Annotated in this window: 20 protein-coding genes; 14 read left to right on the forward strand and 6 right to left on the reverse strand. The window is 69.0% G+C overall.

What is annotated here, in order from left to right; genetic code table 11:
- Positions 1-9: 9 nt before the first annotated feature.
- Both HWX08_RS01875 and HWX08_RS01880 read right to left on the reverse strand, forming a co-directional pair.
- Positions 10-1,086, reverse strand: coding sequence for a LysR family transcriptional regulator (locus tag HWX08_RS01875; protein ID WP_069260355.1), 1,077 nt, complete (start codon positions 1,084-1,086; stop codon positions 10-12).
- Between the two features lie 182 nt (positions 1,087-1,268).
- On the reverse strand, positions 1,269-2,060 hold the full coding sequence (locus tag HWX08_RS01880) for an SDR family NAD(P)-dependent oxidoreductase (protein WP_174920629.1): 792 nt from the start codon (positions 2,058-2,060) through the stop codon (positions 1,269-1,271).
- 395 nt (positions 2,061-2,455) lie between these two features.
- Between HWX08_RS01880 and ypfJ the strand changes: the two genes are divergently transcribed.
- The 11 genes from ypfJ to HWX08_RS01935 all read left to right on the forward strand — a co-directional run bounded on the left by ypfJ (position 2,456) and on the right by HWX08_RS01935 (position 15,504).
- Complete coding sequence (ypfJ, locus tag HWX08_RS01885; protein ID WP_069260353.1) at positions 2,456-3,337, forward strand: KPN_02809 family neutral zinc metallopeptidase; 882 nt, start codon at positions 2,456-2,458, stop codon at positions 3,335-3,337.
- 184 nt (positions 3,338-3,521) lie between these two features.
- A complete protein-coding gene (locus HWX08_RS01890) occupies positions 3,522-4,262 on the forward strand; it encodes a helix-turn-helix transcriptional regulator (RefSeq protein WP_174920630.1) in 741 nt (246 codons plus the stop codon).
- Between the two features lie 252 nt (positions 4,263-4,514).
- Positions 4,515-6,017, forward strand: a complete 1,503-nt coding sequence (locus tag HWX08_RS01895; RefSeq protein WP_069260351.1) for an aldehyde dehydrogenase family protein — start codon at positions 4,515-4,517, stop codon at positions 6,015-6,017.
- Positions 6,018-6,097: 80 nt separating this feature from the next.
- Positions 6,098-7,438, forward strand: coding sequence for an aspartate aminotransferase family protein (locus HWX08_RS01900; RefSeq protein WP_174920631.1), 1,341 nt, complete (start codon positions 6,098-6,100; stop codon positions 7,436-7,438).
- A gap of 243 nt (positions 7,439-7,681) precedes the next feature.
- A complete protein-coding gene (locus tag HWX08_RS01905) occupies positions 7,682-9,184 on the forward strand; it encodes an APC family permease (RefSeq protein WP_174920632.1) in 1,503 nt (500 codons plus the stop codon).
- The gene (locus HWX08_RS01910) at positions 9,181-9,786 is read left to right on the forward strand and encodes a DUF3156 family protein (RefSeq protein WP_174920633.1); all 606 of its coding nucleotides are present in this window, start codon (positions 9,181-9,183) and stop codon (positions 9,784-9,786) included. The genes HWX08_RS01905 and HWX08_RS01910 overlap by 4 nt, the downstream gene beginning before the upstream one ends.
- Before the next feature lie 61 nt (positions 9,787-9,847).
- On the forward strand, positions 9,848-10,786 hold the full coding sequence (locus tag HWX08_RS01915; protein ID WP_174920634.1) for a helix-turn-helix domain-containing protein: 939 nt from the start codon (positions 9,848-9,850) through the stop codon (positions 10,784-10,786).
- 167 nt (positions 10,787-10,953) lie between these two features.
- Positions 10,954-12,162, forward strand: a complete 1,209-nt coding sequence (locus HWX08_RS01920; protein ID WP_069260347.1) for a porin — start codon at positions 10,954-10,956, stop codon at positions 12,160-12,162.
- Positions 12,163-12,504: 342 nt separating this feature from the next.
- The gene (locus HWX08_RS01925; RefSeq protein ID WP_069260346.1) at positions 12,505-13,743 is read left to right on the forward strand and encodes an ABC transporter substrate-binding protein; all 1,239 of its coding nucleotides are present in this window, start codon (positions 12,505-12,507) and stop codon (positions 13,741-13,743) included.
- Positions 13,744-13,777: 34 nt separating this feature from the next.
- A complete protein-coding gene (locus tag HWX08_RS01930) occupies positions 13,778-14,647 on the forward strand; it encodes a carbohydrate ABC transporter permease (protein WP_107309714.1) in 870 nt (289 codons plus the stop codon).
- Entirely contained in the window at positions 14,644-15,504 is an 861-nt protein-coding gene (locus HWX08_RS01935; protein ID WP_174920635.1) for a carbohydrate ABC transporter permease, read from the forward strand. Before HWX08_RS01930 ends, HWX08_RS01935 begins: the two co-directional genes overlap by 4 nt.
- A gap of 32 nt (positions 15,505-15,536) precedes the next feature.
- On the opposite strand, the gene HWX08_RS01940 is transcribed toward HWX08_RS01935, so the two are convergent.
- The gene (locus HWX08_RS01940; protein WP_174920636.1) at positions 15,537-16,559 is read right to left on the reverse strand and encodes a LacI family DNA-binding transcriptional regulator; all 1,023 of its coding nucleotides are present in this window, start codon (positions 16,557-16,559) and stop codon (positions 15,537-15,539) included.
- A gap of 6 nt (positions 16,560-16,565) precedes the next feature.
- Between HWX08_RS01940 and HWX08_RS01945 the strand changes: the two genes are divergently transcribed.
- Positions 16,566-17,486 (forward strand): phosphatidylinositol-specific phospholipase C, encoded by a 921-nt coding sequence (locus HWX08_RS01945; RefSeq protein WP_174920637.1) that lies wholly within the window; start codon positions 16,566-16,568, stop codon positions 17,484-17,486.
- Here the strand turns inward: HWX08_RS01945 and HWX08_RS01950 are convergent.
- Together HWX08_RS01950 and HWX08_RS01955 are read right to left on the reverse strand one after the other, a co-directional pair.
- On the reverse strand, positions 17,483-18,439 hold the full coding sequence (locus HWX08_RS01950) for an alpha/beta hydrolase family protein (RefSeq protein WP_174920638.1): 957 nt from the start codon (positions 18,437-18,439) through the stop codon (positions 17,483-17,485). The two genes, HWX08_RS01945 and HWX08_RS01950, sit on opposite strands and share 4 nt — an antisense overlap.
- Before the next feature lie 163 nt (positions 18,440-18,602).
- Positions 18,603-19,214: a LysE family translocator gene (locus tag HWX08_RS01955; protein WP_069260341.1), complete on the reverse strand. Its 612-nt coding sequence runs from the start codon at positions 19,212-19,214 to the stop codon at positions 18,603-18,605.
- Positions 19,215-19,301: 87 nt separating this feature from the next.
- Here HWX08_RS01955 and HWX08_RS01960 point away from each other — a divergent pair, with 87 nt between their 5' ends.
- Positions 19,302-19,829 (forward strand): GNAT family N-acetyltransferase, encoded by a 528-nt coding sequence (locus tag HWX08_RS01960; protein WP_174920639.1) that lies wholly within the window; start codon positions 19,302-19,304, stop codon positions 19,827-19,829.
- A 45-nt stretch (positions 19,830-19,874) separates the two neighbouring features.
- Here HWX08_RS01960 and HWX08_RS01965 read toward each other — a convergent pair whose 3' ends face one another.
- Positions 19,875-20,912 (reverse strand): LysR family transcriptional regulator, encoded by a 1,038-nt coding sequence (locus HWX08_RS01965; RefSeq protein ID WP_226243731.1) that lies wholly within the window; start codon positions 20,910-20,912, stop codon positions 19,875-19,877.
- Between HWX08_RS01965 and HWX08_RS01970 the strand changes: the two genes are divergently transcribed.
- Positions 20,911-22,098 carry a M20 aminoacylase family protein gene (locus HWX08_RS01970; RefSeq protein WP_174920640.1) on the forward strand — a complete coding sequence of 396 codons (1,188 nt, stop codon included), beginning with the start codon at positions 20,911-20,913 and terminating at the stop codon, positions 22,096-22,098. The two genes, HWX08_RS01965 and HWX08_RS01970, sit on opposite strands and share 2 nt — an antisense overlap.
- Positions 22,099-22,142: the final 44 nt, after the last annotated feature.

Raw genomic sequence — 22,142 nt, forward strand, 5'->3', positions numbered from 1 at the left:
CAGGTTTTCTTATGAGCGGCGCGGGCGGCGTTTTGCTGCGGGCGGCGCGGCTTGAGACGCGCGTGCTGCTTTTGCCTGCGGATTCGATTTCGTCTTCGTTTTTGTCTTTGCCTTTGCTTTTGCCAGTGTCGTCGCACGGGCGGGACGTACATCGTCCGTGTCGGCCGTTTCGGGCACGCGCGATGCGGCCGGCTTCGCCTGGCTCGCGCCGGACGGCATCGCGCGCGCGACTTCGCTGGCGAGTTCGGCGATACGCGCGGCCACCGGCAGGCCCTGGCTGCGATACGTCGCGACGAGCGGCAGCGACGGGAATTCGGGGTCGACGTCGAGCAGTTCGAGCGCGCCTTCGTGCAGCTCGCGCCCGATGATCGCGGGCGGCAGCGCGGCCACGCCGAAGCCGTCGGCGACGAGGCGGATCATCGCGGCGACCGACGTGATGCAGTTGATGCTGGCCGGCCGCTCGACGGCCGCGAACAGCCGTTCGATCGTCGCGTGCGGCCCCGAGTGGCGAGAGAAGCTGACGATCGGGAAGTCGGCCAGGCGCGCGACGCCGAGCCGCTGGCCGCCGAGCCCGAGGCGCGGGCTGGCTGCCCAGCGCACCGGGAACTCGCACAGCGGCAGGTTCGTGAAGTCGGGGCCCGGCACCGGGTCGGTCTGCAGGATCAGGTCGATGCCGTCGGTGCTGAGCAGGCGGGTCAGGTGCAGCGTCGTGTCGCTCGTGATCTCGACGTCGAGGCGCGGATAGCGCTCGCGCAGTTGCGCCATCAGCGCGGGAAACCAGCTGTGCACGATCGATTCGATCACGCCGATCCGGATCAGGCCCGCGTCGCTCGCCGCATCGATGTCGCGGCGCATTTCGCCGTCGAGCCGCACGATCCGCTCGGCATACGCGAGCATGCGGCGCCCGGCGGGCGTGAGCGTGGCCGAGCGCGTGTTGCGGTCGAACAGCCGCACGTCGAACGCTTCCTCCAGCGACGCGATGCGGCTCGATACGGCGGCCTGCGTCGTGTGGAGTTTTTCGGCGGTGAGCCGGAAGTTTTCCAGCTTCGCGAGCCAGACGAAGGTTTCAAGAAACCGGATGTTCATCGAAGTCCGAACGGTGAGGCGGTGCCGGGCAACGCGGCGGGATCGGTCGATGGTAGCGGATTTTCAGGGGCGGGAAACGTGCGGGCGGCGGCCCGCGCGTGAACGGCGGGCGCCAATCCGGAGGACATTCGCGACACGCGGCCCGCGACGCGTGCGTTACGCGGGCGGCGTACCCGCGCCAGTCAGAGCGTGTCGAACGCGAGCGTCGGTACGTCGACGACCGTCGCGCCGCCGTCGGCGACGAGCGTCGCGCCGGTCACGAACGATGCGTCCGGCGACGCGAGGAACGCACAGACCGCCGCGATCTCGTCCGGGGCGGCCGCGCGCCGCAGCGGCACGTCGGCGCTGACGCGCGCATACGCGCCGTCGAGCGTGTCGCCGTGCGCCGACATCAGCGGTTCCATCTCGGCATCGGCCATCGGCGTGCGGACCCAGCCCGGGCATACCGCGTTCGCCCGCACGCCGTGCGGCCCGTAGTCGCGCGCGAGCGAGCGGGCGAGCCCGAGCAGCGCGTGCTTGCCGACGGTGTAGCCGCACACGCCGGGCCCTGCCGCGAGCGCGGCGATCGACGCGACCAGCACGATGCTGCCGCGCTGCGCGATCAGGTCGGGCAGGCACGCGCGTGCGCTGACGAACGCGGTGTCGAGGTTCGCGTGCATCGCGTCGCGCCACTGCGCGTCGTCGGTTTCGCCTGCGCAGCCGAGCCCGTGGCCGCCCGCGCACGCGACGAGCGCGTCGACGCGACCGAAGCGTTCGGCGATCTGCGGCAGGAAGCGGGCCCAGTCGGCGGGGCTCGCGGCATCGCCGGCCAGCGCGAGGCCGCCCGTTTCGGCGGCCAGCGCGGCGAGCGGCGCCGGGCGCCGCCCGATCAGCACGACGCGATCGCCGCGGCGGGCGAAACGGTGCGCGCACGCGGCGCCGATGCCGGTACCGGCGCCGGTGATCACGATCGTGCGGGGTTGAGGGTTGGTCATGGCGGGCTCCGGGAGGTGTCGTTGCCGGTCACTTTAGGGGGCGCCGGCGCGCGCCGGTATCCGCCGAAAGGATGAACGCAGGCGGCATCCGGCCCGGCGTAACGGCCGTCGGCCATTTTGCAAAGGCTGACGATGTCCGGCGCCGAATCGCTCTATCCTCCACATTTTTGCGATAAGTCACGAAAGCCCGGCAAAATAGCGCGGGCGGGCCGCGTATCGACGCGCGACGCGTCGGCCGGCCGATTCCGTCGCGCGGGCGCGGTGGCGGGCCGGCGATCCCGGCATGCGCACCCACCCGGGTTGCCCCGGCCGAAATCGGGCCACGACAACACACATCGCCCGGCCGCGCGCCTGCGCGCCGGACCATCGACAAGAACGAACAGGGAGGGCCGGCTATGAGGCTGGACGACGAAAGGGAAAGCACAAACGTCGAGGATCGCCGCGGCGCGGGCGGGTTCGGTGGCGGGCGTGGCGCGACGATCGGCATCGGCACGATCGTGATCGCGTTCGCGGCATCGTATTTCTTCGGGATCGACCCGCGCGTGGTGCTCGAAGGCGCGTCGGCGCTGCAGGGCCGCCAGCAGCAGGCGCAACCCGCGCCCACGCAGCGGCAGGGCGCGCCGGCGGACGACGCGGGCTCGGTGTTTACGCGCAAGGTGCTCGGCAATATCGAGCGCACGTGGACGAGCGTGTTCAATACCCAGCTGCATGCGCAGTACCAGCCGCCGACGCTCGTGATGTTCACGAACTCGACGCCGACCGCCTGCGGCACGGGCCAGACCGCGATGGGGCCGTTCTATTGCCCGGGCGACCGCAAGGTGTACATCGATCTCGGCTTCTACGACGAACTGCGCAAGCGGTTCGGCGCGGGCGGCGATTTCGCGCAGGCTTACGTGATCGCGCACGAAGTCGGCCATCACGTGCAGAACCTGCTGGGCATTTCCGACAAGGTCGACGCCGCGCGTCGGCGGGCGAGCCAGGCGCACTCGAATGCGCTGTCGGTGCGCATGGAACTGCAGGCCGACTGTTTTGCCGGCGTATGGGCGAACAACGCGCAGCGCGCGAACCAGCGGCTGATCGAACCCGGCGATTTCGAGCAGGGGCTGAAGGCGGCCGCCGCGATCGGCGACGACCGGCTGCAGCAGCAAGGGCAGGGCTACGTCGTGCCGGAAAGCTTCACGCACGGCACCAGCGACCAGCGCGTGTACTGGCTGCGGCGCGGGATGGAGTCGGGCGAGCTGAGCGCCTGCGACACGTTCGCCGCGAACGCACGCTGACGCGAGGGCGCGCCCCGTCGCGCGCCCGCCTCGTCCCGGACGAAACCGGACCGGCCGTCGCGGCCGCATCCGGTCGCGCCGGGCCGGGACGATTTGCCGATTTGTGCTCACCGGCGCTTTTCGGCGCCGGTAGGCTGGCCCGAGCTTCGATCCTCGACACGTTCGCCCGCCCGCCGATTCCTCCATGCCGACTTCATCCGTTCCCGCCGATCCGGCCGCCGCCGACTGGTCGCGTGCGCTGCGCGCGTGCGTGGATGCGTTCGACGCGTTCGCGAGCCCGTCCGCGATCGTGTTCTACCGGCTCGACCTGAGCGGCGAACCGGCCGATTTCGAGCTGTTCGGGATGCCGGAATCGATGCATCGCACCTATGTCGCGCGCTACCGGATGCTCGATCCGCTGCATCCGTCGCGCTGCGCGGCGGGTGAACGCGCGGTCGTCACGCTCGCGTCTCAATTGCCTGACGAAAGACGCGACGCGTCCGCATACTGGACCCGTTTCCTGCGGCGGCACGACGTGGCTGACGTCGTCGAGATCTGGCTGCGCGATGCGGGGCGGACGGTCGGTGCGTTCTCGCTGCTGCGCTTCGGCGCGGGCGAAACGCGCGCCGGCCTGGCCGGCAACCGCACGGCGGGGCGGTTCGCGCCCGGCGAGCTCGACGCGCTCGCGCGGCTGCAGCCGGTGGCCGAAGCCGCACTGAGCCCGCTGCTGCGCGCGCGGGGCGGCATCCACCGGATCGATTGCGCCGAGCGCCTGACCTACCGCGAAGAACAGATCGCGCGCCTCGTGCGCGACGGCCGCTCGAACAAGGAGATCGCACGCGATCTCGCGCTCGGCCAGCCGACCGTCAAGACGCATCTGATGCGGATGTTCCGCAAGCTGGGCGTGTCGAATCGTACCGAACTGGTGGGGGCGTTGTTTCTTTGATTCGTCGGATCATTGCGATTCGGGCTTCGAACGTTCGCGATCGCCGATTCAGGAATAACCACGTATTGCCCGGCTTGCCGGGTGCCTCGACGGCCTCGAAGCGACCCATCCCCGCGCGGTTCGAACCCGCTCCCCCAGCGCCCACGCGCTGCCAATTTGCGCTCACCGGGCGCAATCCGTCGTCGATACAGTGGAACGACGCCCGCGTGCCCGTGCGCACGCGGTCCAGCCACGACAATCATCGAGACGCCCATGAGCACCACGAACTTCGTCGCCGTCAGCGACACCGTGCGCACCTTCGTTGCGCGCGATTTCGGCCTCTTCATCGACGGTGAAATGCAGCCCGCGCACGCGGCCGCGCGGCTCGACGTGTACGACCCCGCGACCGGCGAGCGGCTCGCGACGGTCGCGGATGCCGACGCACACGACGTCGACCGCGCAGTCGCCAGCGCGAAGCATGCATTCGACACGCGCGCATGGAGCGGGCTGCGCCCGGCCGAGCGCGAACGCATCCTGCTGAAACTCGCCGACCTGATCGAGCGCGACGCCGAAACGCTCGCGCAGCTCGAAACGCTGAACCAGGGCAAGTCGATCCACGTGTCGCGCGCGATCGAGGTCGGCGCGAGCGTCGAATACGTGCGCTACATGGCCGGCTGGGCGACCAAGATCACCGGCCAGACGCTCGACGTGTCGATCCCGTTCCCGCCGGGCGCGCGCTACACGGCCTATACGCGCAAGGAGCCGGTGGGCGTGGTGGCCGCGATCGTGCCGTGGAATTTCCCGCTGATGATCGCGGTGTGGAAGCTGATCCCCGCGCTCGCGGCCGGCTGCACGATCGTGCTGAAGCCGTCGCCGGAAACGCCGCTCACCGCGCTGCGCCTGGCCGAACTCGCGCTCGAAGCCGGCGTGCCGCCCGGCGTGTTCAACGTCGTCACCGGCGGGCGCGTGTGCGGCGCCGCGCTCGCGAGCCATCCGTCGATCGCGAAGATCTCGTTCACGGGTTCGACCGCGACCGGCAAGCTGGTCGGTGCGGCGGCCGTGCAGAACATGACGCGCTTCTCGCTGGAACTCGGCGGCAAGAACCCGATCGTGATGCTCGACGATATCGACGTCGCGCAGGCGCTCGACGGCGTCGCCGCCGGCGCGTTCTTCAACCAGGGGCAGGTGTGCGCGGCCGCGTCGCGCATCTACGTGCACCGCAGCAAGTTCGCGCAGCTCGCCGACGGCCTGGCCGGCGTCGCGCAGTCGATGAAACTCGGCGCGGGCCTCGACACGACCGCGCAGATCAACCCGCTCGTGTCCGCGCACCATCGCGACAAGGTCGTCCAGCACATCGAAGGCGCGCGACGCGCGGGCCTCACGTTCCTCGCGGGCGGCACGCCGGCCGACGACCTGCCCGGCTACTACGTGAAGCCGGCCGTGATCGCCGATCCGCATCCGGACAGCGCGATCGTGCGCGACGAGGTGTTCGGCCCGGTGATCGTCGTCGTGCCGTTCGACGACGCGGCCGATGCGGTGCGTCTCGCGAACGCATCGCCGTACGGCCTCGCCGCGAGTATCTGGAGCAACGACCTGAAGCGCGTGATGAACCTCGTGCCGCAGATCGAGGCCGGCACCGTGTGGGTGAACTGCCATATCCCGCTCGACCCGTCGATGCCGTTCGGCGGCTACAAGCAATCGGGCATCGGCCGCGAATTCGGCCAGTACGCGATCGAAGGCTTCACCGAAACCAAATCCGTCTGCATCGCGCACTGACGCACTGACGCACTGCGCCGACGACGCAACCCTCGAACCTCGGCGATCGAGGTTCAACCGATCCGACCTTGGAGACTGCAATGAGCTACAACGAAGCGAAGTTCTGGCACCCGATGCTGCACCCTAACGAGATGAAGCAGCGCAAGCCGATCCGCATCGTGCGCGGCGACGGCTGCTACGTGTTCGACGAAACCGGCAAGCAACTCGTCGACGGCGTCGCGGGCCTGTGGAACGTGAACGTCGGCCACAACCGCCAGGAGGTGAAGGACGCGATCGTGCGCCAGCTCGACGAGCTCGAATACTTCCAGCTGTTCGACGGCATCTCGCATCCGCGCGCGGAAGAACTGTCGACGAAGCTGATCGACATGCTCGAACCGGAAGGCATGCGCCGCGTGCTGTACAGCTCGGGCGGCTCCGACTCGATCGAGACCGCGCTGAAGATCGCGCGCCAGTACTGGAAGGTGCGCGGCCAGGCCGACCGCACGAAGTTCATCTCGCTGAAGCAGGGCTATCACGGCACGCACTTCGGCGGCGCGTCGGTGAACGGCAACACGGTGTTCCGCCGCAACTACGAGCCGAACCTGCCGGGCTGCTTCCACGTCGAGACGCCGTGGCTGTACCGCAACCCGTTCACGCAGGACCCGGAGGAACTCGGCCGGATCTGCGCGGAAATGCTCGAACGCGAGATCCAGTTCCAGAGCCCCGACACGGTCGCCGCGTTCATCGCGGAGCCGATCCAGGGCGCGGGCGGCGTGATCGTGCCGCCGGCCAACTACTGGCCGCTCGTGCGCGAGGTGTGCGACCGCTACGGCGTGCTGCTGATCGCCGACGAGGTCGTGACGGGCTTCGGCCGCAGCGGCAGCCTGTTCGGCAGCCGCGGCTGGGGCGTGCGCCCGGACATCATGTGTCTCGCGAAGGGGATCTCGTCAGGCTACGTGCCGCTCGGCGCGACGGTCGTGAACGCGCGGATCGAGGACGCGTTCGCCGCGAATGCCGATTTCGGCGGCGCGATCATGCACGGCTACACGTATGCGGGCCACCCGGTCGCCTGCGCGGCCGCGATCGCGAGCCTCGACATCGTCGTGAAGGAAGACCTGCCGGCGAACGCGGCGAAGCAGGGCGCGTATCTGCTCGAGGCGCTGCAGCCGTTCGCGCAGCGTTTCGCCGCGGTCGGCGAGGTGCGCGGCAAGGGGTTGATGCTCGCGCTCGACCTCGTCGCGAACAAGGCGACACGCGAGCCGATCGACCCGCTGTCCGGCTATGCGAATGCCGTCGCGGAAGTCGCGCGCGAGCACGGCGTGCTGGTGCGCCCGGTCGGCACGAAGATCATCCTGTCGCCGCCGCTCGTGATCCAGCGCGAACAGCTCGACCGGATCGTCGACGCGCTCGCGGCGGGCTTCGAGGCCGTGCCGTTCGCGTAACCGCGTCGTGGGTCGCGTGACGGCAACCCTGCGGTGGCAGGCGCGCACGCCGCCGCCGGTTTGCCGATTTGCGCTATGACCGGATTATTTTGCCTGCGTATTTTTTCGACATCGGATCGAGGTGTGATCGACAGGGGCCCGGGAGACGAAGCGCTGAAGCGCCGCCCCGGGCCGACCGCAACGCAAATGCAGCCCCAGCCGCCGACGAAGCGGTGGCCGGGGCGACCCACGAAGGAGACAGGGATGTCGGGATGGTCAGGAGTTAACGGCGCAGCAGGCGACGCGCCCGCCGGCACGCCGGCTGAAGCGGGTGGCGGCACGGCGCTGAACGCGGGCGCGGTCGGTTTTCCGACCGCGCTGGCCAGCGCCGTCGGTCTCATCATGGCAAGCCCGGTGATCCTCACCGCGACGTCGGGCTTCGGGATGGGCGGCTGGGCGTTCGCGGTCGCGATGATCATCGCGTTCGTGATGATGCAGGCGCAGGCGACGACCTTCTCCGAAGCGGCCGCGATGCTGCCGACGGCCGGCTCGGTTTACGATTACCTGTCGTGCGGGCTCGGCCGCTTCTGGGCGATCACCGGCACGATTTCCGCGTATTTCCTCGTGCACGTGTTCGCCGGCACGGCGGAGACGATCCTGAGCGGCATCATGGCGCTCGTCAATTTCGAATCGCTGAACGCCGCGTTCGAGAAGCACAACAGCTCGTGGCTCGTCGGCGTCGGCCTCGTCGTCACGTTCGCGATCACCAACATCGTCGGCATCAAGGTGTTCAGCAAGCTCGAAATCGTGCTGACGGCCGGCATGTGGCTGTCGCTGATGATCTTCGGGATTCTCGGGCTCGCGGCTGCGCCGGCCGTGCATCTCGACGGCTGGTTCGGCGGCTCGGAAGTCGGCACGTCGGTGCCGGCCGTGCTGTCGCTGGTCGGGATGGCGATATTCATGTTCGTCGGCTGCGAGTTCGTCACGCCGCTCGCGCCGGAAATGAAGGCGCCGGGCCGCACGATTCCGCGCGCGATGGCGCTCGGCCTCGTCGGCGTCGCGATCTGCATGTTCCTGTACGGCGCGGCGATCCGCCGCCAGGTCGCGAACGTGCCCGTGAGCCCCGACGGCCTCACGCACCTGCTCGACACGCCGGGCGCGATTCCCGCGTTCGCGCTGCAGGTGCTCGGGCCCTTCGGCCGCGTGTGGTTCGGCATCGCGTTCCTGTGCGCGGGCGCCGCGACGATCAACACGCTGATGGCCGGACTGCCGCGCATCCTGTACGGGATGGCGATCGACGGCGCGCTGCCGCGTTGTTTCTCGTATCTGCATCCGCGCTTCAAGACGCCGGTGGTCGGCATCGTCGCGGCGGCGGTCGTGCCGATCTTCCACGCATGGCTGATCAACGGCAATCTCGACAGCATCCTGCACCTCGTGCTCGCCGCGACCTGCGCATGGGGCACCGCGTACCTGCTCGTCACGGCGTCGGTCGTGATGCTGCGGATTCGCCGCCCGGACCTGCCGCGCCCGTACCGTTCGCCGCTGTTCCCGCTGCCGCAGATCGTGTCGAGCGTCGGCATCGTGCTGGCGATCTGGTACATCACGCCGCCGGGCATGAACGCGCGCGACATCTACGTGCCGTTCGGCGCGATGCTCGGGCTCACCGCGCTGTACGCGCTGTTCTGGACGCTCGTCGTGCAGCGCCGGCATCCGTTCCGGCCGGTGCCGGTCGAGGAAGTGCTGCGCAACGAGCACGTCGCGTCGTGAAGGCCGCGCTCGCCCGCTGGCGCGTGGCGCCCGATGCACGGCCGCCCGGCCATCGGCCCGGCGCGATCGCGGCGCGCGTGCTGGCCGACCTGCGCGCCGAGCGCGAAGCCGACGGGGCTGGCGGGTCTGCCGCGCTTGGCGGCGCGACGGCCCGACTGCCGAACGGCGTGCGCGTGAGCATCGACGAGCGCGTCGACCGCCAGTTCCTGATGCATACGGTCAGCGTGAAGGTGGCGGCAACCGCATGCGGCCCGACCGTGCAGGGCAGCGCGCGCGTGCGCCAGACCGGCTGGCTGCGCAGCAAGGGCATCGACGCGGTCGCCGCGCCGGGATGCGACCCCGGATTCGTCGACACGGTGAACGCGCTGGCTGCCGAACCGTCGCTGGCCGACGCGCTGCGGCCGCTGCACCTGACCGACTGCACGATCGACGCACACGACGGCCGCTGGACGCTCGCGATCGTGCCGTTCGGCGGCAGCGAGGTGGTGAACCGGATGCCGTCGTTTCGCCGCTACGTCAGGCTGACGGGCGAGCAGGCCGCCGTGTTGTCCGCAGCCTGTCTTGCGTTCGAAACCGCACTACGCAGGATTTTGCACGGGTAAGCTATGACGTTGCGCGCCGGGGAACCGGCGGTCGCGTTCAAGGGTTTCACCGGAGATGCCGATGCTGTTCCAGTCACGCTCACACGAAGACGTGCACGATCACGGGCTCGCGATCGCGGGCTGGCATCAGGTCTATCGCCAGATGACGCCGGGTCGCTTCAAGGGCACCGTCACGCAGGTGCTGTACGACGATTTCCACTTCTTTCGCGAAACCACCAACCGGCGCGTCGCGCAAACCGGGGTCGCGCCTCACGGGCGCACGTCGCTCGCGGTGCCGCTGTCCGTGCCGCTCGCGGGCACGTTCCAGGGGCAGCCCGTCGACGGCCATGCGCTGCTCGCGCTGCGTGCCGGCGAGGATTTCGAATTCCATACGCCGGAAGGGATGGGGCTCGTCGGGATCAGCGCGGCGTCCGACATGATCGACGAGCTGTGCGAAGCCGAATTCGGCGCGTCCGGCGCGCGCAAGCTGCGCCACGTGACACGGCTGTCCGACGCGCAGGGCGTCGCGCTCGGCGCGAGGCTGTCGGCGCTGATCGACGATGCGCAGCGCAATCCGGGCCACCTCGAATACGCGGCCACCCGCAGGATGTTCCGCGACGCGATGCTCGGCATGTTCCTCGATGCGCTCGAACAGGGCACCGGCGTCGAGCGCCGCGACATCACGCACGCCACCTACAGCGACATCGTGAGCCGTTGCGAGAAGCACCTGCGCGAGCGGCCCGAGGAACCCGTCACCGTGCTCGAACTGTGCCGCGCGCTGCGCTGCAGCCGCCGCACGCTGCAGACGAGTTTTCAACGCGTGGCCGACGTCACGCCGGTCGGCTATCTGCGCACGATCCGGCTGAACGCGGTGCGCCGCATGCTGCGCACGACGTCCGTGCAGCAGCTCGGTGTCGGCGAGGCCGCCGCAAGCTGGGGGTTCACGCATCTCGGCTATTTCGCGCGCGAGTATCGCGACCTGTTCGGCGAGCTGCCCTCGCAGACCACCCGCCCCGAATGACGCACGCGCGGCGCGCCGCCGCCGCCGGGCACCGTCGCGCACGATGCGCGCCACGGTTTGCCGATTTGCGATAGAGGTCCTGAATTTTCGCTGGATAGAGTCCTGTCACCCATATCGACAACACCATCGATCTGCACTGCGAATCGATGACCAAAGAGGGGCGGGACATGAAGACAGGACGACGACTGGCCGCGGCGGCGGCGACGCTGGGTTGCATCCACGCACACGCGCAGACCGCGGGCAGCGTGACGCTGTACGGCACCGTGGATACCGGCATCATCTACTCGACGAACCAGCAGTTCACGCGTGCCGACGGCAGCACGGGCGGCGGCCATGCGTGGCAGATGGGCGGCGGCAACCTCGTGCCGTCGCGCTTCGGCTTCCAGGGCGCCGAGCCGCTCGGCGGCGGGCTCGACGCGGTGTTTACGCTCGAGCAGCAGTTCCTGTCGGCGAACGGGCAGGCGCTGCAAGGCGGCACCGCGTTCAGCCGGCAGGCCTGGGTCGGGCTGCGCCAGGACCGGATCGGCACGCTTGGCCTCGGCCGCCAGTACGACTCGTACACCGACATGCTCGGCGCGTACGTGTCGAGCAACAACTGGGCGACGCCGTACGGCTCGCACCTCGGCGACGTCGACAACCTGAACGCCGCGTTCAACTTCAACAACGCGGTGAAGTTCACCAGCGCCGATTTCAACGGCCTCACGTTCGGCGGCACGTTCAGCTTCGGCGGGCAGGCCGGCGACTTTTCCGCGAAGCGCGGCTATGCGGTGGCCGCGACCTACACGCGCGCGCCGGTCGCGTTCTCGGTCGGCTACCTCGACCTGCACCAGCCGCTCGACGCGGCGCTCGGCGGCGCGAGCGGCTATATCGGCGATTTCGCGTGCAGCAACCCGGGCGCGATGTACTGCCTGCTACAGGATGCCGGCTCGATGCGCGCGTTCGGCGCGGGCGGCTCGGTCACGCTGGGCGCTGCGACGATCGCGCTCACCTACACGCATACGCGCCTCGGCGACAGCCGCTATTTCTCGACCGCCGCGCAGCCGCGCACGCAGGCGTTTACGTTCGATATCGGCGAACTGAACGCCACCTACATGTTCACGCCGGCGCTGCAAGGCGGCATCGCGTACATCTTCAACGCCGCGCATACCGACGGGCGCGGCACGACGCGGTTTCATCAGGTGAACGTCGGCACGAACTACAGCCTGTCGAAGCGCACGGCGCTGTATGCGGTTGCGATCGGCCAGATCGCGAGCGGGAAGGGGCTCGGCACCGACGCGGACGGCAACGCGGCGAACTATGCGCAGATTCCGGTGCTCGCGAACAGCAACTCGACCCGGCAACTCGCGGTGATGGCCGGCATTCGCGTGAACTTCTGACGGTCGGCGGCGCGAGTCGGCGCGCCGGTCAACTGGTGGAAAGCGATGCTTGAAAAAAATCGCCCGTGTGCTTAACTGAACGGTCGAGATCGACGGAAATCCCGTATCGCAAGCGATGGCGCGGAAGGTCGGGGGCGGCTATTCCGCCATTTTCATCAGGAACCGGATCGTTCCATCCGGCACCTTACACGCATCGCGGGGTGCCCGGCTTGCCGCTTGCCACAATACCTTCACGGTCGACGTGAACAATGGCGACGCTTCAGGCGACCGACGTGTCGCCGGCGTTGCACACGTGTGCAACGCATGGTTGTCCCGCTACACACGCCGACCGAGAGAGACCACATGACCCTGTTGAGCCGCCTGCGCGTACTGTCCGCCGCCATCGCGCTGTCCTTCGCCGCCTCGCACGCCTGCGCGGCCGATCTCGTCATCGCAGGCCGCGACGACATCTACGGCAAGGGGCTGGCCGACGCCGTCGCCGGCTTCAACAAGCTGCACCCGGGCACCGAGATCGAGCTGCTCAAGCTGCCGAACGCGAACCTGTACCAGAAGCTGAAGCTGTCGATGCGCGAAGGCACCGGCGCGTACGACCTCGTGATGATGGACGACACGTGGGCACCCGAATTCATCGGCAACGGCTGGCTGAAGCCGCTGCCGGCGTCGCTCGCGGACGCCGATCTCGTGCCGTCCGCCGTCGCGCTCGGCCGCAACGCGGCCGGGGCGCTATACGCGCTGCCGATCGTCGGCAACGTCGAGATGTTCGCGTACCGCAAGGACCTGCTCGCGAAGTACAAGCTGCAGCCGCCGCGCAACTGGGACGACGTGCTGAAGATCGCGCAGACCGTCGGCGGCGCCGACAAGAGCGTGTCGGGCGTGGTGTTTCGCGGCACGAAGGGCAACCCGGTCGTCACGGGCTTCCTGCCGATCCTGTGGGCGTACGGCGGCGACGTGTTCGACCATGCCGGCAACGTGACGATCGATTCGCGCGAAGCGCAGGCCGCGCTGAAGACGTTCCTCGCGCTGAAGGCGTTCGCGCCGAAGGACGTCGACGTGTACGGCGCGGCGGAAGTGCGCGACGCGCTGCAGCGCGGCACGGCCGCGCAGTCGATCGAGGTGTGGCCGGCCTGGGTGCCGGCGCTCGACGATCCGAAGCAGTCGCGCGTGGTCGGGCAGATCGCGCTGCAGCCGCCGCCCGGGCAGACCGCCGGCCCGGCGCCGATGCTCGGCATCTGGCAGATGGGGATTCCGAAGGATGCGCCGCACGCGAAGCTCGCGCAGGATTTCCTGGCGTACCTGACCGCCCGCGACACGCAGACGCGCCTGGCCGGCATCGGCATTCCGCCGACCCGCCGCAGCGTGTTCAACGATCCGGCGCTGGTGCGGCAGTACCGCTGGTATCCGGATCAGCTGAAGGCGCTCGAAGCCGGCCGTGCGCGGCCGCGCGTGAAGGACTGGCAGCAGGTCGAAAGCATTCTCGGCGACCAGTTGCAGCTCGCGCTGACCGGGCAGGCCGCGCCCGACGCCGCGCTGCGCCAGGCGCAGCAGAAGATCGCGCAGGCGACGGCCGCGGCCGGCAAGTGACGGCGCGCGTCAACCCGTCGCCGGAGCGCGGCGCATGAAAGCCTTCGGCCGCAGCCTGCCGTTCGTCGCGCTGCTCGGGCCGGCACTGCTGGTGCTCGCCGCGCTCGCGCTGTATCCGGTCGCGCAGGTGCTGATCGACTCGTTCTGCCAGGTCGACTACTCGGCCGGCCGTCGCGCGTTCGCGGGGCTCGCGAACTATCGCGCGGTGCTCGGCGACGACGCGTTCACGGCCGGCTTCGGCAACACGCTGCGCTTCACGATCGTCGCGTCGCTCGCCGAGGTCGCGCTCGGCTTCGGCCTCGCGCTGCTGTTCGTGCGCGCGTTTCCGGGCCGGCGCATCGCGTTGCCGCTCGCGATCCTGCCGATGATGCTGTCCACGCTCGTATGCTCGGCGATCTGGCGCAACTGGCTGAACTTCGACGGCTTCCTGAACGCGCTGCTCGCGGCGTTCGGCGTCGAAGGCGTGCGCTGGCTGTCCGATCCGCATCTCGCGCTGTGGTCGCTCGCGCTCGTCGACGTCTGGCAGTGGACGCCGATGGCGTTCCTGATCGTGCTCGCGGGGCTGCAGTCGATCCCGCAGGAGCTGTACGAGGCCGCGCGCACCGACGGCGCGAGCGAGTGGCAGTGCCTGCGCGACATCACGCTGCCGCTCGCGGCGCCGCAGATCGGCCTCGCGCTGCTGCTGCGCTCGATCGACACGTTCAAGCTGTTCGACAAGGTCTATGCGCTGACGGGCGGCGGCCCCGGCAATGCGACGCAGACGCTGTCGACCTATATCTACGACACGGGCTTCCGCTTCTTCAACGTCGGGCCGGCGAGCGCCGCGTCGGTGCTGATGCTCGCGGCGTCCGCGCTGCTGGTTTCGGGGTACGTATGGCAGACGGTTCGCAGGCGGCGCGCATGACCGCGCGATCCGCGGGCATCTCGCGCGCGAGAACGGGCGCCGCACCCGGGCGCGCGATGCCGTGGGCGCTGCGCGTCGTCGCGCTCGCGCTATTGCTGCTGCCGTGCCTGTGGATGGCCGGCGCGGCGTTCATGCCGACGCTCGAACGCCTCGATCATCCGTTGCGGCTCTGGCCGGCCGCGCCGACCTTCGAGCATTTCGCGTCGGTGTGGTCCAACGGCATCGGCGCGCCGCTGTTCAACTCGCTGCTGGTCGGCTTCGGCACGACGCTGCTCGCGCTGGCGCTCGCGTTTCCGGCCGCGTACGCGCTCGTGCGGCTGCGCTTTCCCGCGCGGCTCGACCTGCTGTTCCTCGTGCTCGTGCTCGCGTTGAAGCTGATGCCGCCAATCACGATCGCGGTGCCGTTGTTCGCGCTCGCGAAGCGGCTGCACCTGCTCGATTCGACGCTCGGCCTGGTGCTCGCGTACCAGATCTATGCGTTGCCGATGGCGATCTGGATGCTGCTCGCGTTCGTGCGCGACGTGCCGATCGAATACGAGGAAGCCGCGTGCATCGACGGTGCGGGGCTCGCGCGACGGCTCGTGCAGATCGTGCTGCCGCTGTGCGCGCCGGGGCTGATCGCGACCGCGATCTTCGTGTTCATTGCCGCATGGAACGAATTCCTGATCGCGCTGCTGTTCGTGTCGACGCCGAGCCGCTTCACGCTGCCGCTCGCGATTGCCGGCTACGTGACCGAGAACGGGATCGACTGGGGCGACCTGATGAGCGCGGGGCTGATGGCGTCGCTGCCCACGCTGGCCGTGGCCGGCTACGTGCAGCGCTACCTGCTGCGCGGGTTCGCGGGCGGCCTGAAGTGACGCGCGGCGTGGCCGCGCCTGCTGTCACGACGTCACGCGCAGCTTGCCCGCACGATTTGCGTGACCGGCACGACACGCGTGCGCGACGGGCCGTCGAACGTCTGCATCCGGTCGGCGAGCAGCTCGATCGCCGCGTGCGCGAGGCCGCGCGTGTCCTGCCGCAGCGTCGTCAGCCGGTACGCATCGTATTCGGCGGCCGGAATGTCGTCGAAGCCGACCACGCGGACGTCGTCCGGCACGCGCAACCCGAATTCGCTGCGCGCGACGTCGATCACGCCGAGCGCCAGCAGGTCCGACGAGCAGAACACGCCGTCGGGCCGCTGGCCGTTCGCGAACAGTTCGCGCGCGGCCTCGATTCCGCTCGCATGGGTGTCGGACGGGGTGTCGAGCACGTGCGCGAGCGTCGCGCCGAACGCGTCGCCGCGCGCGATCGCCTGCTCGAACGCGGCGGCGCGCGACTGCGCGCTGTAGCTCGCGCCGCGCGGCCCGACGAACGCGAGCCGGCGTGCGCCGGCGCGCACGAGCCGCTGCGCCGCATGGGCAGCGCCCGCCGCATTGTCGCTGACGACGACGTCGGCGCCCGGCAGGTTCGCGTCGCGATTGATCATCACGACCGGAATCCGGTGTTCGAGATACTGCTGCGCGACCGACAGCGGCGGCGACGCGGACGTCATCACGAGGCCCGCGATCCGGTAGCTGAGCAGCTGCTCGAGCGATTGCCGGACCTGACGCGGATCTTCCGCATTGGTCACGAGCGGCGTCAGCGCGCGCTGCCCGAGCGCGGCCATCAGGTCCGACAGCAGCCGCGCGCGGAACGGGTTCTCGAACCCGGCCGTCACGACGCCGATCATGCTGCTGCGCTGCGTGATCATGTCGCGCGCGATCAGGTTGACCTGGTAGCCGAGCGCGCGTGCTGCGGTCATCACGCGCTCGCGCGTCTGCGGTGCGATGCTCGCCGTCGGCGAAAACGCGCGCGACACCGCGGAGCGCGAGACGCCGGCGCGCGCCGCGACATCCGACGCCGTCACCCACGGTTTTCTTTCCTTGTCATTCATCGATTCATGATTCCTTCGAGCCACGATACGTGCATGCCGTCTGCCGACTGGATGTCGGCGCTCGACGACGCGCGGCCGCTGCATACGCTGACCCTACCGGGCAGTCATGACACCTGTGCGTATACGGTCGACGACCTGCTCGTGCGCACGCAGCGCGCGCCGCTCGATGCGCAGCTCGCGCACGGCGTGCGGCTGCTCGACATCCGTTGCCGGCACGTGCGCGATGCGTTCGACATCCATCACGGCGGCATCGCGCTCGGCATGACGTTCGACGACGTGCTGGCGACCTGTGCGCGCTTTCTCGATGCGCACCCGCGCGAATGCATCGTGATGTCGGTGAAGGACGAATGGCCGGCGCACGCGTGCACGCGCAGTTTCGACGCGACGTTCGACGCGCATCGCGCGCGGCAGCCGCGGCTGCGCTGGCATGCCGGCGGCACGCTGCCCGCGCTCGGCGACGTGCGCGGCGCGATCGTGCTGCTGCGGCGCTTTCGCAGCAGCCGGCCGCTCGGCATCGACCTGACCGCGTGGCCCGACAACGCGACGTTTTCGATCGACCATCCGGACGGCGCATTCGTGATCCAGGATGAATATCGCGTGCCGGTGGTCGCGTCGATCGCGTGGAAGTGGCGTGCGATCGACGCGCTGCTCACGCACCTGCCGTTGCCGGACAGCGGCCGCTGGGCGATCAGTTTCTGCAGCGGAACGGGGATGGGCGCGAATCCGTCGGTGGTCGCGCACGGCGACGGCCGCGTGCAGGGCATTCATGCGCGGCTGGCCGAACGCTTGCGCACGCAGCGCGGCCCGTGTGGCGCGATGCTGCTCGACTTCTGCGATGACGACGACTGGGCGCTGGTGCGCGCGTTGATCGAATGCAACGACTCTGCGCCGGCGCAGCGCGTCTGGCGCAAGACGTTGCGCTGTTAGCGCAGATTGGCGCTGAAGAACGCGAGCGCCTTCACGTCGAGCGTTTCGTGGAATGCCGCGCGATCGAATCCGTTCGCATCGGTACAGACTTCAGGCGAGACCTGCGCCAGTTGTTCAGGGCACGGCGCGAGAAACGCGAAATGCGCGGAATTCGGCACGACGTGGAATTCCGGTCGTTGCGGCAGCATGCCGGCCAGCGCGCGGACGGTTTCCGGCTCCACGCCGTCGCCGCCGGCTTCGGACCCCCAGAGCTGGATCGGCGCGTGCACGTCCTTCAGCGAATCGGCGGTCGGAAATTCGTTCAACGGGTCGGCGATCACATAGGCTTTGATCCGCGGATCGTGCGTCAGCGGTTGGTGCGGCAGGTCATGGTCGCGTATCTGCCTGCAGATCAGCCAGGTCGGGTCGGGGCAGGCGACCCGCGCATGGACGAAATCCGGATTGGCGCCGGCCAGCACGAGGCCCGTATAGCCGCCGCGTGAAAAGCCGAAGAAGCCGATCCGCGCGGGGTCGATATGCGTGGCGTCGGGCCCGTTTGCCAGCATGTAGTCGACGAGACGCTTGATGTCCTCCGGCCGCTCGGCGAGCTCGCGAAGGTCGGCCGCGCGGCTCATGTCGGTATGCGTGTCGCCGGGATGGTTGATTGCCGCGACGACGTAGCCCGCATCGGCCAGCGTTTCGGCGAGGTCGTGATGCCCGAAGTACGTGCCGGCATGCCCGTGCGAAATCACGACGAGCGGCAGCTTGTCGCCGACGGTCGGACAGTTGCGTTGCCCTTTCAGCACGAACGGGCCGATCGTCAGCGATTGCGCGGGTGCTGCGCAGGGCGTCCAGATGGCCGCGCGCAGTTCGGGGCCGGCCGCGTCGGCCGGGATGCTGACGAACTTGATACCGGCCGCGTGCGCGAGCGTCGCGGACAGGCAGAGAAGGACAGCCGGGAGCCAGGTTTTCATGTCGATTCCCCTCCGCTGCAGTAAGCGGGCTTCCGTTCCGGTTCGCGGGGCAGCGACTGCCGCGCGAGCCCGGCGATTCGACCGGGCGGCGAGTTCGGGAGGCATCGCGCCGAGCGGTGACATGGCGGTCCCGGCGACGCCGTGGCGTGCGGCGGGGTGCCGTTCAGCGTGTCGCGATCGCCACCGCCGCACCGGCCATCGCGGTTGCGCTCGTGCGGTTGGCAATCCGCTTGGCGCGCGCCGACGTCAGGAACGCTCGTGCGCGCGACGCAAGCAGCGACCAGAAGCAGTCTGCCAGGATCAGGACCGCGAGCATCGTGCCGACCAGTTCGGCCCATGCGGTCACTCCCACGTGCGCGAGGTCGACGAGAGTCGGCAGCAGCGCGAGATAGAACACCGCGATCTTCGGATTGCCGAGCGTGACGGCCATGCCCGCGACGAACATGCGCCATGGCGACTGGCCGCGCGGCAGCGCGTCGGCGCCCGTTTCCGTCGGCGCGGTCCACATCTTCCACGCGAGGAACAGCAGGTACGCGACGCCGAGCAGCTTCAGCACGATCAGCCCCGTCTCGAACGTGCGTACGAACGCGGACAGCCCCGCGACCGCGAGCGTGAGCCACAGCGCCTCGCCGAGCCACATCGCGGCGAGGAACGGCAGCACGTCCCGCACGCCGTTCGTGAGCACGCGTGCGACCAGCGCGGCGACGCTTGGGCCGGGCGTGCCGGCGGTGACGAGCAGGGCGATGGCGAAGACGACGAGCGCGGACAACGTCATGACGAACCTCGTGGGTGGGGCGTTCGAAACGTATGAGGTTTCGATTATAGTGACGGCCGTTCCAGACTGTCTGCCTGAATTGCCGTCATGACTGCATCGATCCTGATTCGCCCGGCCACGCGGGAAGACGCGGCCGCGATGGCCGCCGTGGAAGTCGCCGCCGCGCAGCGGTTTCGCGACATCGGCATGGCCGATATCGCCGATGCCGGGCCGACCGACACGGCCGCCCTGCGCGTGCGCATCGACGACGGTCGGGCGTACGTGGCGGTCGATGCGCAGGGTGCGTGCGTCGGGTTTGCATTTTGCCGGCTGCTCGATGCGCAGCGGCTCTATCTGGAAGAACTGGATGTCGCGCCGTCACATGCGGGGCAGCGGATCGGCGCGCGCCTGATCGAACAGGTGACGGCGCGCGCGGCGCAGGAGGGTATCACCGAAGTCGTGCTGTCGACGTTTCGCGATGCGCCGTGGAATGCGCCGTACTACGCGCGCCTGGGTTTCGAGGTGCTCGACGACGCGATGCTCGACGACATGCTGCGTACCATCCGCGCGTATCACGTGTCGCTCGGGCTCGACGAGACACGGCGCGTATTCATGCGGTTGCGCGTTCCGGGCTGACGCAGGCCCGGCGAATCACGGTGCCGGCCGCGGTCCGGTCCGGCGTCAGCGCAATGCCGTGCTCCCGGTAAACGGCAGCGATGCGAACGCGGCTTCCACGTGTGCAAGAAAGTCGGCCGCGGGCCGCGTCAGTTGCAGCCCCGGCGGCGTGAGCCGGTACAACTGCAGCGGCGGCGGCGACATCGGTAACGGCAGCGGCGTCAGCTTCTGGCCGAACACGGTTTCCGCGAGCGAGAGCCGGGTCCACGAGAAAATCGCATCGTTGGTCATCATCAGGCTGTAGAACAGCGCATACGACGTGCAGCGCGTGATGCAGCGCGGCGGGGGCAGGCCCGCGTGCGCATGCAGGTCACGGATATACGTGGGGAAGTTGTCGCTCGCATCGGCGTGGATCCATTCCGCGTCGCGCAGCGCGTCGAGCGATGTCGCGCCCGCAAAGCGTCCGTTCTCGCGGGTGACGAACGCGGTGTCGAACGTGCGGATCGCCTTGATGTCGAGCGACTCGGCAATGGGGCCCGTGACGGCGACGAAGGCGAGATCGAGCGTGCGATTGCGCAACTGTTCCGAGAGCAGGTTGAACGTCAGTTCACGCAGTTCGCACTCGACGTTTGGCCAGCGGCGGCGGAACGCGGCGTAGGCCTCGGCAAAGCCCGTCACCGCGACGATCGGTGTGAAGCCGATCACGAGCCGCCCGTCTCGCAGCCCCTTCATGTGCGCCATGTCCTCGCTCGCCCGTTCGAGCTCGCGCACGACAGCCTGCGCGCGCCCCAGCAGCGCGTCGCCTTCCGGTGTCGGCACGACGCCCCACGGCTTGCGCTCGAGCAGGGGTAGGCCGAACTCGTTCTCCAGTTCCTGGATCGCCTTGCTGATGGCCGGCTGCGTGACGTGCAGGGTCCGGGCCGCGGCCTTGATGCTGCCGGCCGTCGTGACCGCGACGAGCGCGCGCAATTGATGGATTTTCATGATGCGGAAGATATTACCAAAAGTTATCTGCATCAAAATTCGTGAGTTTTTTGACCCGAAACGCGTCTCTATGCTTGGCCGGGACGGTCGCGAGGCGGCCGATTCCACGGAGCCATTCATGACGCAGAACCTTGCTCACGTACTCGCGGCGATTCGCGAGTCGGAGTCCCGATTCGTGGCGATCCGCCGCGACATCCACGCCCATCCCGAACTCGGCTTCGCCGAGACCCGCACCGCGCAGCTCGTCGCCGAACAGCTGGCCGCATGGGGGTACGACGTCACGACGGGCGTGGGCGGCACGGGGGTCGTCGGCCAATTGCGGCGCGGCGCGGCGGCGCGCACGCTCGGCCTGCGCGCCGACATGGACGCGCTGCCGATCGAGGAGGCGACGGGGCTGCCGTACGCGAGCACGGTTGCGCACACGATGCACGCGTGCGGACACGACGGCCATACGGCGATCTTGCTGGCCGCCGCGCACTATCTCGCCGAACAGGGCCGATTCGACGGCACGCTCAACGTGATTTTCCAGCCGGCCGAGGAAGGGCTCGGCGGCGCAAAGCGGATGATCGACGATGGCCTGTTCGAACGTTTCCCGTGTGAACGCGTATATGCGCTGCACAACGCGCCGGGCGTGCCGGTCGGCCATTTCGCGTTGCGCCATGGGCCGATGATGGCCTCGTCCGATTCGGTGACCATCACCGTGACGGGCAAGGGCGGACACGGTGCGATGCCGCAGCTCGCAAGCGACCCGATCGTCGCGGGCGCGCAAATCGTGACCGCGCTGCAATCGATCGTCTCCCGCAACGTCGATCCGCTGAAACCGGCCGTCGTGACCGTCGGCACGTTCCATGCGGGCACCGCGCCGAACGTGATTCCGGAAACCGCAACGCTGCAGTTGTCCGTGCGTGCGCTCGACGCGGCCACGCGCGACGAAATCGAGGCGCGCATCCGCCGGATCGTCGACGCGCATGCGCAGGCTTACGGGATGACCGCGCAGATCGAATATCAATCGATCTCGCGTGTCGTGGACAACGACCGCGCGGCATCGGATCTCGCGGTCGAGACGATTGCGGCGCTGGCCGGCGAAGGCGCGCTCACGCTGTTACCCGACGGCGTGATGGGCAGCGAGGATTTCTCGTGGATGACCGAATGCGTACCGGGCTGCTACGTGCTGATCGGTAACGGCGTCGATTCCCGCGGCGGGTGCTCGGTGCACAACCCGGGTTATGACTTCAACGACACCGCGCTGAGCTGGGGGGCGGCCTATTTCGCCGGTATCGCCGAACGCTTCCTGAAGGCGGGATGACGACGGCGCAGAGGAGAAGCGCCGGTCGGACATGAATCGAATTG

Origin of the sequence: Burkholderia metallica (assembly GCF_902832845.1) — a bacterium.
In the GTDB taxonomy this organism is placed as follows: Bacteria; Pseudomonadota; Gammaproteobacteria; order Burkholderiales; family Burkholderiaceae; genus Burkholderia; species Burkholderia metallica.